The sequence below is a fragment of the Leisingera sp. ANG-S5 genome, assembly GCF_000813925.1.
Classification (GTDB): domain Bacteria; phylum Pseudomonadota; class Alphaproteobacteria; order Rhodobacterales; family Rhodobacteraceae; genus Leisingera.
Map to the genome: position 1 here is coordinate 548,098 of NZ_JWLH01000003.1, position 13,826 is coordinate 561,923.

A 13,826-nucleotide genomic window follows, 5' to 3' on the forward strand; every position below is an offset into this window, starting at 1 on the left:
GGCAGATGTCTCTGCCGCCGTCTTCTGTTCATTAGGCGTTTGCCTTGGACATCCGCTTGCGCTCATGCGGGTCCAGGTAACGCTTGCGCAGGCGCACGTTGTTCGGCGTCACCTCAACAAGTTCATCATCGTTGATATAGGCGATGGCCTCTTCCAGCGACAGCGTCATCGGAGTGGTCAGGCGCACGGCGTCGTCGGTGCCGGATGCCCGCACGTTGGTCAGCTTCTTGCCTTTCAGCGGGTTCACTTCCAGGTCGTTGTCGCGCGAATGCTCACCGATGATCATGCCGGTGTAGATGTCGGCCTGGGCGCCGATCATCATCTTGCCGCGCTCTTCCAGATTCCACAGCGCGTAAGCCACGGACTGGCCGTTCTCCATCGAGATCAGCACGCCGGCGCGGCGGCCTGGGATCGCGCCCTTGTGCGGCGCCCAGCCGTGGAAAACGCGGTTCAGCACGCCGGTGCCGCGGGTGTCGGTCAGGAACTCGCCGTGATAGCCGATCAGGCCGCGCGAGGGGACGTGGGCGATGATCCGGGTCTTGCCTGCACCTGCGGGCTTCATCTCGACCAGTTCACCCTTGCGGGCGCCGGTCAGCTTCTCGATCACTGCGCCGGAGTATTCGTCATCCACGTCAATGGTGGCTTCTTCGATCGGCTCCATGCGGACGCCGTCGACTTCCTTCATGATCACCTGCGGGCGGGAGATCGACAGTTCGAAGCCTTCACGGCGCATGTTTTCAATCAGGACGCCCATCTGCAGTTCGCCGCGGCCGGAAACTTCGAACGCTTCGCCGCCGGGGGTGTCCTGGATCTTGATGGCAACGTTGCTTTCGGCCTCTTTCATCAGCCGGTCGCGGATCACGCGGGACTGCACTTTCTTACCGTCGCGGCCAGCGAGAGGGCTGTCGTTGATGCCGAAGGTCACGGTGATGGTCGGCGGGTCGATCGGCTGGGCGTCCAGCGCCTCATCCACGGCGAGGGCGCAGATGGTGTCGGCCACGGTGGCCTTGGACATGCCGGCGATGGAAACGATGTCGCCTGCCTGGGCCTCTTCGATGTCCTGCTGGGCTAGGCCGCGGAAGGCTTGGATGCGGGTCACGCGGAACTGTTCGATCTTCTGGCCGATGCGGGAAATCGCCTGCACGGTGGCGCCGACCTTCAGCTTGCCGGATTCGACGCGGCCGGTCAGCAGGCGGCCCACAAACGGGTCGCTGCCCAGGGTGGTGGCCAGCATCCGGAAATCTTCGTCCTGGCGCTTGATCTGCTTGGGTTCCGGCACGTGGTTCACGATCAGGTTGAACAGCGCGTGCAGGTCCTTGCGCGGGCCATCCAGTTCTGCATCGGCCCAGCCGGAACGGCCGGACGCATACATATGCGGGAAGTCCAGCTGATCCTCGGTGGCGTCCAGCGAGGCAAAGAGGTCAAAGCATTCGTCCAGCGCGCGGTCAGGCTCGGCGTCCGGTTTGTCGACCTTGTTCAGCACCACGATCGGACGCAGACCCAGGGCCAGCGCCTTGGAGGTCACGAACTTGGTCTGCGGCATCGGGCCTTCGGCGGCGTCCACCAGCAGCACCACGCCGTCGACCATCGACAGGATCCGCTCCACCTCGCCGCCAAAGTCGGCGTGGCCGGGGGTGTCGACGATGTTGATGCGGGTGCCGTTCCACTCGACCGAAGTCGGCTTGGCAAAAATGGTGATGCCGCGTTCGCGCTCCAGATCGTTGCTGTCCATGGCGCGTTCCGCCACAGCCTGGTTTTCGCGGAAGGCGCCGGATTGTTTCAGCAGCTCGTCCACAAGCGTGGTTTTGCCGTGGTCAACGTGAGCAATGATCGCAATGTTGCGCAAGTCCATGACGTTCGCCTTTGTAAGGAAGTTGGGCCGCGCATAGCCCGAACCCCGCACAAAGGCCAGAGGAAAACCGCCCGGAAGCCCCGCAAATGCGGATCAATGGCCTGAAGTCTTGGAAAACAGGTGAATGATAATGATGCCGGACATGATCAGACCCATGCCGATCACGGCAGGCAGATCCAGCTTTTGCCCGAAAACGATGAAAGCGATGACCGCGATCAGCAGAATGCCGAGACCGGACCAGATCGCATAGACAATGCCAACCGGCATGAATTTGAGCGTGAGCCCCATCATGTAGAAAGAGAAAGCGTAGGCGACCAGCACGATCAGCGAGGGGCCAAGCTTGCTGAACTGCTGGCTGGCCTGCAGGGCCGTTGTACCGATGGTTTCTGCTGCCACCGCAATGATCAGGTAGACGTAGTGAACCGGCATCTCAGCCTCCCTCAAACGCTTGCCTCAAGTAAACCCGCAGGCCTGATCTCCCGCCTATCCGATCTATGCGTGCCAGGAAAGTCCCGATGCGGCAGCGGCAGGGCGGATTCCGCAAGGAGCGCAGAATGAACACGTCATTGTGCGCAGGCACACTGGACTGTGAATTGGGAAATTCTTAGGAGCTTGTTCCAATAATTGGGATCGGATTGAAACACTGATCTGATTCCCGGAAACGGAATGGGGATTGCCGCATGTGCCGCTGGGCTGCCTACACAGGTGCCGACGTCTTTCTGGAGGACATCATATCAACACCTGCGCATTCGCTGATTGCGCAAAGCCAAAAGGCGGTGGAGTGCAAGACTGCCACCAATGGCGACGGGTTCGGGATTGCCTGGTATGGCCAGCGGGCTGAGCCTGGGCTGTACCGTGATGTTTACCCGGCCTGGTCGGATTGCAACTTGCGGGCGCTGGTTCATCAGGTGCAATCCCGGCTATTCCTGGCGCATGTGCGGGCCTCCACCGGGTCTGCGACCAGCCGCAACAATTGCCATCCGTTTACCGCAGGCAAGTGGAGCTTTATGCATAATGGCCAGGTCGGAGGTTTCGAGAAGTTCCGCCGCCATGCCGATATGTGCATCCCGGACGAGCTGTATGAGCACCGCAGGGGCGCGACCGACAGCGAGGTTCTGTTTCTGCTGGCTTTGCGGGAGGGGCTGGATGCGGATCCGAAAGGGGCGCTGGAGCGCGCTGTGGCTCGAATGGAGGGCCTATCACGGGCGCGGGGCACCACACCGCACATGCGGCTATCGGTGGCGATGTCGGATGGGCAGACATTGTATGCCGCGCGCTATTCCTCCGACAGTATCGCGCCATCGGTCTACTACCGATGGAGCCAGAGCATGCAGGGCTGGGCGGTGGTGTCGGAGCCGCTTGAAGACACCGGAGAGGCCTGGAACGAACTGCAGCCGGGCGAGTTTCTGACGATGACGCCCGAGGGCGCGGAAACCCAGCCGTTTCAACCGTTTCTGGAGTGAAGTGCAGCCCCGCGGCGGGGCTGCTCAAATGTCTACAAGCGGCCTGCTTCGCGGAACCAGGGCTCGATCTGCGCCCGCACATAGGTCCAGACATCCGGCGCGCCACGGCTGACCTTGCCGCCGACCCGGGCATCGAGCTGCGGCAGGCTGACGTCATAATCGACCCAGCTTCCGCCGCCGTTCAGCAGGTTCAACAGCACCGGCTGCACTCGGTCGATTGATTTCGAAAATACGGCATCGGGGCTTTCTGCAGCCTCGAACTCTTCCCAGATTGCCCGAATGGGCTTGCCTTGCTCCGCGGGCAGCATTCCGAACAGGCGGTCTGCGGCGGCTTCTTCCTTGGCAGCCAGCGCTGCAAGGGCGGAAGGATCAATCACCCCGTGGATCGGCGCATCGCCGGCGTCGATCTCTACCAGATCATGCAGCAGCAGCATCTGCAGGACACGATCCACATCAATTGACTCAGTGCTGTGCTCCGCCAGCACCCAAGCATACAGCATGATGTGCCAGCTGTGCTCCGCCGAGTTTTCATGCCTCGACCCGTCGCCGAGCTTGGAGGCACGGGTCACCAGTTTCAGCTTGTCCGCCTCATTCAGGAAGGGCAGGCGGGCGGTCAGGCGGCTGCAATCGTGCCCTGTGTCTTCCCCCAGCAGCGACAGCGCGTGGTGGAATGCCTCTGGCAGTTGTTGCTCCAGAGCTGCCGCCCGGCCGCCAAACAGGTTCTGCCGGACCACATCGACATGCCAGTCCAGCGGTGCGGCGCCATAGAGCGTCTGAAAGATCGGCTGGCAGTGATCCACCCGCTTGGCAAATTGTGCGTCGGGGCTCTCGGCGGCTTCGAACTCGTGCCACAGGGACAAGAATTCAGTGCCTTGGTCGGCTGGCAACAGTCCAAACAGCCGCTGCGCAGCAGCCTGTTCTGCCATTGCAACGGCTTCCCAGTCGACTTCATCGGTAATCGGGTGGTCGCCTGCGTCGATCTCAACCAGATCGTGCAGAAGCAGCATGCGGATGGCGCGGAATACATCCACTTCAGGCGCTGCAAAGGGAGAAAGGACCAGAGCATAAAGCGCCAAGTGCCAGCTGTGCTCGGCGGAGTTTTCGCAGCGGCTGCAATCGATGATCAGGTTCTGGCGCTCAATCCGGCGAAGCTTGTCAGCTTCCAGCAGAAAGGCAAACTGCGCCTCAAGGCGGGCGCTCACGCCTCACCTTTGGCGCTGACCTGTGCCTGCAACTCGGCGACTTTCTTGTTGAGAAAGTCGCGCGCCTTGCGCTCTGCCAGGCGCACCCGGATTTCGGTCAGAAACGCTTCTTCGAGCGATTGGGAGGCGGCGCCGAGAACCTGGCCCACCTCCACATAAAACCGCTCTTCACCACTGGCGTCCTGCACCTTGAGGGTATCGACCGCCAGTTTCTGGGCCAGCGTTTCGATGGTGCCGCTCATCAGCGGGTGTTCTCCGTCAGGCGGCGTTTCACGTAATCGGAAACAGTGCCGATCATCGTGTCCATATGCGGCTCCTGGAAGAAGTGATCCGCACCCTCCACCTCGGTGTGGGTGATGGTGATGCCCTTCTGCTCATGCAGCTTGCCGACCAGGCTGGCAGTGTCCGCGGGCGGGGCCACACGGTCGGAAGTGCCGTTGATGATCAGGCCGGAGGACGGGCAGGGTGCCAGGAAGGAGAAGTCATACATGTTGGCTGGTGGCGCAACGGAGATGAAGCCGGTGATCTCAGGGCGGCGCATCAAGAGCTGCATGCCGATCCAGGCGCCGAAGGAGAATCCCGCAACCCAGCAATGCTTGGAGTTGGAGTTCATCGACTGCAGGTAATCCAGCGCCGAGGCGGCATCGGACAGCTCACCGACGCCCTGGTCGTATTCGCCCTGGCTGCGGCCGACGCCGCGGAAATTGAACCGCAGAACCGTGAAGCCCATGTTGTAGAACGCATAGTGGAGGTTATAGACCACCTTATTGTTCATGGTGCCGCCAAACTGCGGATGCGGGTGCAGCACGATGGCGATCGGGGCGTCTTTTTCTTTTTGCGGGTGGTAGCGGCCTTCGAGGCGGCCTTCGGGTCCAGGAAAGATGACCTCGGGCATGGGCGGTTAAAATCCTACTCTCGTTGTCGGGTCTGCCGGCAGAATACTTGACGGGTTCGGTCAGGCATCTTAGAACAGTTCTAATCACGGGCGCTGGCCTCGCCATACACCGTCAGGCTGAGATACGCACAGTCGGAGGGAAGGTCAATGTTTTCGCACTCGCGCCCTGGTTTCGAGGGGTAAATTATGAAGCTTTCCACCAAAGGGCGCTATGCGATGGTTGCGCTGGCGGATATCGCGCTGCAGCCGCAGGGTGATCTGGTGCCGCTGGGCGACATTTCCAAGCGTCAGGATATCTCGCTGCCATATCTGGAGCAGTTGTTTGTCAAGCTGCGCCGCGCCGGGCTGGTCGAGTCGGTGCGCGGCCCGGGCGGCGGTTACCGGCTGGCGATGCCACCATCCGAGGTGCGGGTGGTGGATGTGCTGTCGGCTGTGGATGAAACCGTAGACGCCATGCACAAGGGGGCAGGGGCATCCGGCGCTTTGTCGGGCAGCCGCGCGCAATCGCTGACCAACCGCCTGTGGGAGGGCTTGAGCGCGCACGTCTATGTGTTCCTGCACCAGACCCGTCTGTCGGATGTGATCAAGAACGATCTGGCTCCTTGCCCGGCTGTGCCCAGCCTGTTTGCGGTGGTGGATGACTGACGTGGAGTGCGCCGTATCCGAAGCAAGCAGCCCGGATAGGGTGTATTCCGCGCAAAAACTGCGCGGAAGCTTTGCCAATTGGGGCAAGGCAGCTTATGACGCGGCAGCTGCCCGCGAAAAGATGACTCTATGAAACGTGTTTACCTCGACCATAATGCCACCGCCCTGCTGCGGCCTGAGGCGAAGGCGGCGATGATTGCGGCGATGGAGGTCTGCGGCAACCCGTCGTCGGTGCATGCCGAAGGCCGGGCTGCAAAGGCGCTGGTGGAGAAGGCGCGGGCGCAGGTGGGTGCAGCTTTTGGTGCGGACGGGGCGGATATCGTGTTCACCTCCGGCTCAACCGAAGGCGCAGCGCTGGCGCTGGCCGGACGCGGACTGCATGGCGCGCCGGTGGAGCATGATGCAGTGCGGGCTTGGTCCGTCGAGGACTTGCAGGTCACTGGTGACGGTGCGGTTCAGATCAGCGATCCGGCGCAATCCACACTTCAGCTGGCCAACTCCGAAACCGGCATTGTGCAGACACTGCCAGAGGGATTGGCCGTCACCGATGCCACCCAGGCCTTTGGCAAACTGCCGGTGGCGTTCAACTGGCTGGGCGCGCAAATGGCGCTGATTTCAGCGCATAAGCTGGGTGGCCCCAAGGGCATCGGCGCCGTGGTGATGAAACGCGGCACAGATCTGCCGGCCCAAATCAAGGGCGGCGGCCAGGAAATGGGGCGCCGCTCCGGCACCGAAAATATCATTGGAATCGCGGGCTTCGGCGCCGCAGCTGAAGCAGCTGCAAAAGATTTGGCAAATGGTGTCTGGGACAGGGTTGCAGAACTTAGAAATATTCTAGAAAAGGCGCTTGTGTCTGGCGTAAGCCATACTATTTTTGTCGGGAAGGATCAGAAGCGGCTGCCGAACACACTGTGTTTCGCAACGCCGGGCTGGAAGGGCGAAACCCAGGTCATGCAGATGGACCTTGCAGGTTTTGCCATCAGCGCCGGCAGCGCCTGCTCCAGCGGCAAGGTGCGCGCCAGCGCGGTGCTGACCGCAATGGGATATGACGAGGCCACAGCCCAAGGCGCCGTACGGGTGTCGCTGGGGCCGGAGACAACGGAAGAAGACGTGCTGCGCTTTGCCGAGGCGTGGCTGCAGAAAGAAAAGAAACATCGCGCCCGCGCGGCGTGAGTGAGGAGATGACAATGGCCGCTTTGGACCAGACCCAAGTCAAGGAAGGTGTTGACCAGGAAACCGTGGATGCGGTGCGCGAGGTCGGCGGTGCTTATAAATACGGCTGGGAAACCGATATCGAGATGGAATACGCGCCCAAGGGCGTGAACCCCGATATCGTCAAGCTGATCTCGGAAAAGAACGAAGAGCCCGAATGGATGACCGAATGGCGCTTGAAGGCTTTCGAACGCTGGGAGCAGATGGACGAGCCGAACTGGGCGATGGTCAGCTACCCGGAAATCGACTTCCAGGACCAGTACTACTATGCCCGTCCCAAGTCGATGGAAACCAAGCCCAAGTCGCTGGATGAGGTCGACCCCAAGCTGCTGGCGACCTACGAAAAGCTCGGTATCCCGCTGAAAGAACAGATGATTCTGGCCGGCGTCGAAGGCGCGGGCGAGACCCCGGAAGAAGGCCGCAAGGTTGCCGTGGACGCGGTGTTCGACTCCGTTTCCGTCGGCACCACCTTCCAGAAGGAGCTTAAAGAGGCGGGCGTCATCTTCTGTTCGATCTCCGAAGCCATCCGCGAGCATCCCGAGCTGGTGAAGAAATACCTCGGCTCCGTTGTTCCGGTCTCCGACAACTTCTATGCGACGCTGAACTCTGCCGTGTTCTCTGACGGTTCCTTTGTCTACGTGCCGCCGGGCGTGCGCTGCCCGATGGAACTGTCGACCTATTTCCGCATCAACGCGGAAAATACGGGCCAGTTCGAGCGCACCCTGATCATTGCTGACAAGGGCTCTTATGTCTCCTACCTCGAAGGCTGCACCGCGCCGCAACGCGACACCGCGCAGCTGCATGCCGCTGTGGTGGAGATCATCATCGAGGAAGACGCCGAGGTGAAATACTCCACCGTCCAGAACTGGTATCCGGGCGACGAGAACGGCAAAGGCGGCATCTACAACTTTGTGACCAAACGCGCCGACTGCCGCGGCGACCGCGCCAAGGTGATGTGGACCCAGGTAGAGACCGGCTCTGCCGTGACCTGGAAATACCCCTCCTGCATCCTGCGCGGCGAGGAAAGCCAGGGCGAGTTCTACTCGATCGCGATTGCCAACAACATGCAACAGGCCGATACCGGCACCAAGATGGTGCATCTGGGCAAGAACACCAAGTCGCGCATCGTCTCCAAGGGCATCAGCGCAGGCAAGGCGCAGAACACCTACCGCGGTCTGGTGTCGATGCACCCGAAGGCCAAGAATTCGCGCAACTACACCCAATGCGACAGCTTGCTGATCGGCGACAAATGCGGGGCGCACACGGTTCCCTACATCGAGGTCAAGAACAACTCCTCCCGCGTGGAGCATGAGGCGACCACTTCCAAAGTGGACGACGACCAGCTGTTCTACTGCCGCCAGCGCGGCATGGACGAGGAAGAGGCGGTGGCTCTGGTGGTCAACGGTTTCTGCAAAGACGTGCTGCAGGCGTTGCCGATGGAGTTCGCCATGGAAGCCCAGCAGCTGGTTGCGATCTCGCTGGAAGGGTCTGTGGGTTAAGTTATGGCCGGCAATGAGATGGATGCACACTCAACGCTGAACGATCTGCGGTACCCGCGAACCGATTGGGGACTGCGGAGCGGAGCGGTTGTTGCGGTCATTCTGTGCACCATCTCTGTTGCAGTACAGCTTAGCAGAACCAGTCCTTTGATGTCCTCAACTGCTGGCTTTGTTATCTCCATCATCGTGAGTTGTTCAATTGGTGCGGCTTTTGGTTTTGCGATCCAAAGATGGGTTGCCAAGAAGGCTGAAAGGGAGGCCGACGAGTTCAGGGATTTGCGAAAGCTTGAAACTGAAAGGCAGCTCGACGAATTCAGAAAGGCAAACAAGAAATGATCGTCACAACCACACCAAACGTCGAAGGCTACCAGATTGCCGAATACAAGGGCATCGTGGTGGGTGAGGCGATCATGGGCGCCAATGTGGTGCGCGATGTCTTTGCGTCCATCACCGATATCGTCGGCGGCCGCTCCGGCGCCTATGAAAGCAAGCTGCAGGATGCGCGCGAAACCGCGCTGGCAGAGCTGGAAGACCGCGCCCGGGCCAAGGGCGCCAACGCCGTGGTGGGCGTCGATCTGGATTACGAAGTGGTCGGGCAGTCCATGCTGATGGTCTCGGCCAGCGGCACCGCAGTGGTGCTGGGATAAGAATGAAACGGCCCCAACGGGCCATGGGAATATCGCGGGCCGCGGGCCTGCTAGACATGTGAGACGAGGAAGAAAATGCTCGAAATCAAGAACCTGCACGTCAAACTGGAAGACGAGGAAAAGCAGATCCTGAAAGGCGTCGATCTGAAGGTCGAAGCCGGCAAGGTGCATGCGATCATGGGACCGAACGGTTCGGGCAAATCCACCCTGTCTTATGTCCTGTCGGGCCGCGACGGCTATGAGGTCACCGATGGCTCGGCTGAGCTGGAAGGCGAAGACATCCTGGAGATGGAGCCGGAAGAGCGCGCCGCAGCGGGCATGTTCCTGGCGTTCCAGTACCCGGTGGAAATCCCCGGCGTCGGCAACATGACCTTCCTGCGCACCGCGGTGAACGCGCAGCGTAAGGCCCGCGGCGAAGAGGAACTGTCGGCCTCCGACTTCCTGAAGGAAGTGCGCGCCAAGGCGAAGACCCTCAAGATCGACGCCGAGATGCTGAAGCGCCCGGTCAACGTCGGCTTCTCCGGCGGTGAGAAGAAGCGCAACGAGATCCTGCAGATGGCGATGCTTGAGCCGAAGCTGTGCATCCTGGACGAAACCGACTCCGGTCTCGACGTCGATGCGATGAAGCTGGTGGCCGAAGGCGTCAACGCCCTGCGTGACGAGGGCCGCGGTTTTCTGGTGATCACCCACTACCAGCGCCTGCTGGACCACATCAAACCCGACGTGGTGCACATCCTGGCGGGTGGCCGCATCGTCAAGACCGGCGGCCCCGAGCTGGCGCTGGAAGTCGAAAACAACGGTTACGCCGGCATCCTGGCAGAGGAGGCGTAAATGGCCCTGCCCGAAGTCAAGCAAAGCGCAACCGAGGCGCGGCTGTCGGCGCTGACCCTGCCCGAAAGCGGCTGCCTCAAGGCGGCCCGCCAGGCAGCGCTGTCGCGGGTCCAGACCATGGGCCTGCCGTCGCGCCGCGATGAATACTGGAAGTACACCAAGCCGGACACGCTGGTGCAGGCGGATGCGCCCAAGGCAGCCGTATTCCACGCAGACGAAGTGCCGATGTTCAATGCGTTTGAGCGTCTGAACATTGTCTTTGTGGACGGTTTGTTCGACGCCGAGGCCTCCGACGATCTAGAGCTTGAAGGCCTGACCATCGACCGGATCGAGGATATCTGCTGCAAGGATATCCATTGGGCCAAGGACCTGTACGGCGTTCTTGAGGCGCGCGGCCAGACCCCGGTGGAACGTCCGCTGGCGGCTTTGAACACCGCCTTTGCCAGTGATGGCGTGGCGATCCGGGTGACCGGCAAGGTCTCCAAGCCCTTGAACTTCACCTATGTGCATTCGGACGAAAACTCTGACGCGATCCTGCACCATGTGATCCGCGTGGAAAGCGGTGCCGAGGTGACTGTTCTGGAGAACGGCCCGGCTGCGTCGCGCTTCAACAAATGCATGGAGATCGACATCGCTGACGGCGGCACGATGCATCTGGTGCGGGCCCAGGGCCGAGACCACGAGCGCCGTGCGGCGACCCATCTGTTTGCGCGTCTCGGCACGGAGTCGGTTTTCAAGTCCTTCACCCTGACCGTGAACGGCGTGCTGACCCGCAACGAGGCGGTGATTGAGCTGACCGGCGACGACGCTGTGGCCCATATCGCAGGCGCCTGCGTGGGCGACGGCGACTTCCACCACGACGACACCGTCTTTATCACCCATGACGCGGTGAACTGCGAAAGCCGCCAGGTGTTCAAGAAAGTGCTTCGCAACGGTGCCACCGGTGTGTTCCAGGGCAAGATCCTGGTGAAGGAAGGCGCGCAAAAGACCGACGGGTATCAGATTTCCCAGTCGCTGCTGCTGGATGAAGACAGCCAGTTCCTGGCAAAGCCCGAGCTGGAGATCTATGCCGACGACGTGGCTTGCTCGCACGGGTCCACCTCTGGTGCGATTGATGAGGAAGGCCTGTTCTACCTGCGCTCCCGCGGTGTCCCGCATGCGGAGGCAACCGACCTGATGACACTGGCCTTCCTGGCTGAAGCGGTGGATGAGATCGAGGACGCGGAGATCGCCGCCGATATCGTCTCCCGCCTCGAAGGCTGGCTGGCCCGGCGCCGCTGATGTCCGTCACAACGGATATCCCGGCAACCTACAAGGGGCCGCGCAAGGTATTTGCGCGGCTTCTGAGCATGGGGGCCCGCGAGGATCGCCTGCTGGTGTTCCTGCTTGCGGGATGCGTGCTGACCTTTGTCGCGCAGATGCCGAAACTGGCGCGCGAGGCGCATCTGACCGGCCAGGAGCTGAACATGCTGCTGGGCGGATCGCTGCTGGCGCTGGTCTTTATCGCGCCGCTGCTGCTGTATGTTCTGGCGCTGGTAGCCCATTGGATCGCCCGCGCCATGGGCGGGCAGGGCGATGCCTACCGTGCGCGGCTGGCGTTGTTCTGGGCCTTTCTGGCGGCCAGTCCGCTGATGCTGTTGAACGGGCTGGTGGCCGGATTCATCGGCCCGGGTCCGGCCCTGACCCTGGTGGGCATCCTGTGGTGCGCCGTGTTCTTTTGGTTCTGGTTGTCCGGCATGATCCAGGGCTATTGGGCCAAACCATGAATGCGCTGGCCTCCTTTGCCCTCTTGACGCTCAAGTCACCGCGCGATGCTGCGCATCAGATCCTGGCGCGGGATTGGCCGCGGGAGGCACTGTGGACCGCCTTCCTGCTGTCGGTGGTGCTGAACACCTGCGTCTACACGGTTCAGAAAATCCTGTTCCCGCTGCCGCCGGAGGTTCTGCTGCCGCGTTTCACGCCAGGTGTTTACTTCGCCATGGTGCTGATCCTGCAGCTCTGCTTTATCGCCATGCTGTCCTCGACCGGCCGCTGGCTGGGCGGGCAGGGCAATCTACCCGCGCTGCTGGCCCTAGTTACCTGGCTGCAGTTGCTGCAGGCGGGGCTGAACGGTGCCATCGTGGTTGTGTTTCTGGTGATGCCTTCCCTGGCCGCACTGCTGAATATTGCGGCCAACATTGTTGTGTTCTTCATCCTCCTGCATTTCGTAAACGCGGCGCACCGTTTTGGTTCCGTGTGGCGCTCGCTGGGGGTGGTTTTGATGGCCAGCATGATCCTGGTCTTTGCTCTTCTCTTTATCGTGGGTCTGATCGGCCCAGCCAATCTGGGACTTCCCGAAAATGTATGACCTGGAAAAAATCCGTGCCGACTTTCCGATCCTGTCGCGGGAGGTGAACGGCAAACCGCTGACTTATCTCGACAACGGTGCTTCGGCCCAGAAACCACAGGTGGTGATCGACGCTGTCACCAAAGCCTATGCGGAGGAATATTCCAACGTTCACCGCGGCTTGCACTTTCTTTCCAACCTCGCAACTGAGAAATACGAAGCTGTCCGCGGTATCATAGCGCGGTTCCTGAATGCCGGCGACGAGAACACCATTGTACTGAACTCCGGTACCACCGAGGGCATCAATCTGGTTGCCTACGGCTGGGCGATGCCACGATTTGAAGCAGGCGACGAGATCGTCCTGTCGGTGATGGAACACCACGCGAATATCGTGCCCTGGCACTTCCTGCGCGAACGTCAGGGCGTGGTGCTGAAATGGGTGGACACCGCTGCGGATGGCAGTCTCGACCCGCAGAAGGTCGTTGATGCGATTGGCCCCAAGACCAAGCTGGTGGCCGTCACCCAGTGCTCCAACGTGCTGGGCACCGTTGTGGATGTAAAGGCGATCACCCAGGGCGCCCATGCCAAGGGGGTGCCGGTTCTTGTCGATGGCTCGCAGGGCGCTGTGCATATGCCGGTCGATGTGCAGGATATCGGCTGCGATTTCTACGCGATCACCGGGCACAAGCTCTATGGCCCCTCCGGGTCCGGTGCGATCTATATCAAGCCGGAGCGCATGGCGGAGATGCGCCCCTTCATCGGCGGCGGCGATATGATCAAGGAAGTCTCCAAGGAGCAGATCATCTACAACGATCCGCCGATGAAGTTCGAGGCCGGCACGCCGGGCATCGTGCAGACCATCGGCCTGGGTGTGGCGCTGGAGTACATGATGGATCTTGGCATGGAAAATATTGCCAAGCATGAGGGCGGCCTGCGCGACTATGCGATGCAGCGGTTGACCGGCTTGAACTGGATCAACGTGCAGGGGCAAGCATCTGGCAAGGCTGCAATTTTCAGCTTCACAATGGAAGGTGCGGCACACGCCCACGATATCTCCACCATCCTCGACAAGAAGGGGGTCGCAGTGCGCGCCGGCCATCACTGTGCCGGGCCGCTGATGGACCATCTTGGGGTATCTGCCACCTGCCGTGCGTCCTTTGGCCTCTATAACACCAAGGAGGAGGTCGACACACTGGTCGACGCGCTGGAACTGGCGCACGAGCTGTTTGCTTAAGCTTTTCACCTGACAATCAA

At 61.1% G+C, this 13,826-nt stretch carries 16 protein-coding genes; 11 read left to right on the forward strand and 5 right to left on the reverse strand.

Translation table 11 applies throughout. The features are described from left to right. Positions 1 to 31: 31 nt before the first annotated feature. A complete protein-coding gene (gene typA, locus RA25_RS07325) occupies positions 32 to 1,852 on the reverse strand; it encodes a translational GTPase TypA (RefSeq protein WP_019296274.1) in 1,821 nt (606 codons plus the stop codon). 93 nt (positions 1,853 to 1,945) lie between these two features. Next, positions 1,946 to 2,281 (reverse strand): DMT family transporter, encoded by a 336-nt coding sequence (locus RA25_RS07330; RefSeq protein ID WP_019296275.1) that lies wholly within the window; start codon positions 2,279 to 2,281, stop codon positions 1,946 to 1,948. A gap of 251 nt (positions 2,282 to 2,532) precedes the next feature. On the opposite strand from RA25_RS07330, the gene RA25_RS07335 reads away from it, so the two are divergent. Further along, positions 2,533 to 3,315: a class II glutamine amidotransferase gene (locus tag RA25_RS07335; RefSeq protein WP_039171075.1), complete on the forward strand. Its 783-nt coding sequence runs from the start codon at positions 2,533 to 2,535 to the stop codon at positions 3,313 to 3,315. Between the two features lie 32 nt (positions 3,316 to 3,347). On the opposite strand, the gene RA25_RS07340 is transcribed toward RA25_RS07335, so the two are convergent. Genes RA25_RS07340 through RA25_RS07350 form a run of 3 tightly spaced genes read right to left on the reverse strand, consistent with a single transcriptional unit; the run spans position 3,348 to position 5,412 of the window. Beyond that, complete coding sequence (locus tag RA25_RS07340; RefSeq protein ID WP_039171079.1) at positions 3,348 to 4,517, reverse strand: HD domain-containing protein; 1,170 nt, start codon at positions 4,515 to 4,517, stop codon at positions 3,348 to 3,350. Next, complete coding sequence (locus RA25_RS07345) at positions 4,514 to 4,759, reverse strand: hypothetical protein (RefSeq protein WP_019296278.1); 246 nt, start codon at positions 4,757 to 4,759, stop codon at positions 4,514 to 4,516. Before RA25_RS07345 ends, RA25_RS07340 begins: the two co-directional genes overlap by 4 nt. Then, complete coding sequence (locus RA25_RS07350; RefSeq protein WP_039145897.1) at positions 4,759 to 5,412, reverse strand: alpha/beta hydrolase; 654 nt, start codon at positions 5,410 to 5,412, stop codon at positions 4,759 to 4,761. The genes RA25_RS07345 and RA25_RS07350 overlap by 1 nt, the downstream gene beginning before the upstream one ends. A gap of 186 nt (positions 5,413 to 5,598) precedes the next feature. Between RA25_RS07350 and RA25_RS07355 the strand changes: the two genes are divergently transcribed. The 10 genes from RA25_RS07355 to RA25_RS07400 all read left to right on the forward strand — a co-directional run bounded on the left by RA25_RS07355 (position 5,599) and on the right by RA25_RS07400 (position 13,806). Next, positions 5,599 to 6,057 (forward strand): Rrf2 family transcriptional regulator, encoded by a 459-nt coding sequence (locus tag RA25_RS07355; RefSeq protein ID WP_019296280.1) that lies wholly within the window; start codon positions 5,599 to 5,601, stop codon positions 6,055 to 6,057. Positions 6,058 to 6,186: 129 nt separating this feature from the next. Beyond that, positions 6,187 to 7,230 (forward strand): cysteine desulfurase family protein, encoded by a 1,044-nt coding sequence (locus RA25_RS07360; protein WP_039171082.1) that lies wholly within the window; start codon positions 6,187 to 6,189, stop codon positions 7,228 to 7,230. A 14-nt stretch (positions 7,231 to 7,244) separates the two neighbouring features. After that, the gene (gene sufB / locus RA25_RS07365; RefSeq protein WP_019296282.1) at positions 7,245 to 8,768 is read left to right on the forward strand and encodes a Fe-S cluster assembly protein SufB; all 1,524 of its coding nucleotides are present in this window, start codon (positions 7,245 to 7,247) and stop codon (positions 8,766 to 8,768) included. A gap of 3 nt (positions 8,769 to 8,771) precedes the next feature. Continuing rightward, positions 8,772 to 9,104 carry a hypothetical protein gene (locus RA25_RS07370; protein ID WP_039171085.1) on the forward strand — a complete coding sequence of 111 codons (333 nt, stop codon included), beginning with the start codon at positions 8,772 to 8,774 and terminating at the stop codon, positions 9,102 to 9,104. After that, positions 9,101 to 9,415, forward strand: a complete 315-nt coding sequence (locus RA25_RS07375) for a heavy metal-binding domain-containing protein (protein WP_008560327.1) — start codon at positions 9,101 to 9,103, stop codon at positions 9,413 to 9,415. Before RA25_RS07370 ends, RA25_RS07375 begins: the two co-directional genes overlap by 4 nt. Positions 9,416 to 9,490: 75 nt before the next feature. Further along, complete coding sequence (gene sufC, locus RA25_RS07380; RefSeq protein WP_039171088.1) at positions 9,491 to 10,246, forward strand: Fe-S cluster assembly ATPase SufC; 756 nt, start codon at positions 9,491 to 9,493, stop codon at positions 10,244 to 10,246. Then, positions 10,247 to 11,527, forward strand: a complete 1,281-nt coding sequence (locus tag RA25_RS07385; RefSeq protein WP_039171091.1) for a SufB/SufD family protein — start codon at positions 10,247 to 10,249, stop codon at positions 11,525 to 11,527. Then, positions 11,527 to 12,012 carry a YIP1 family protein gene (locus RA25_RS07390; RefSeq protein WP_039171093.1) on the forward strand — a complete coding sequence of 162 codons (486 nt, stop codon included), beginning with the start codon at positions 11,527 to 11,529 and terminating at the stop codon, positions 12,010 to 12,012. The genes RA25_RS07385 and RA25_RS07390 overlap by 1 nt, the downstream gene beginning before the upstream one ends. Beyond that, positions 12,009 to 12,593 (forward strand): YIP1 family protein, encoded by a 585-nt coding sequence (locus tag RA25_RS07395; protein ID WP_039171095.1) that lies wholly within the window; start codon positions 12,009 to 12,011, stop codon positions 12,591 to 12,593. Before RA25_RS07390 ends, RA25_RS07395 begins: the two co-directional genes overlap by 4 nt. Next, a complete protein-coding gene (locus RA25_RS07400; RefSeq protein ID WP_039171097.1) occupies positions 12,586 to 13,806 on the forward strand; it encodes a cysteine desulfurase in 1,221 nt (406 codons plus the stop codon). The genes RA25_RS07395 and RA25_RS07400 overlap by 8 nt, the downstream gene beginning before the upstream one ends. Positions 13,807 to 13,826: the final 20 nt, after the last annotated feature.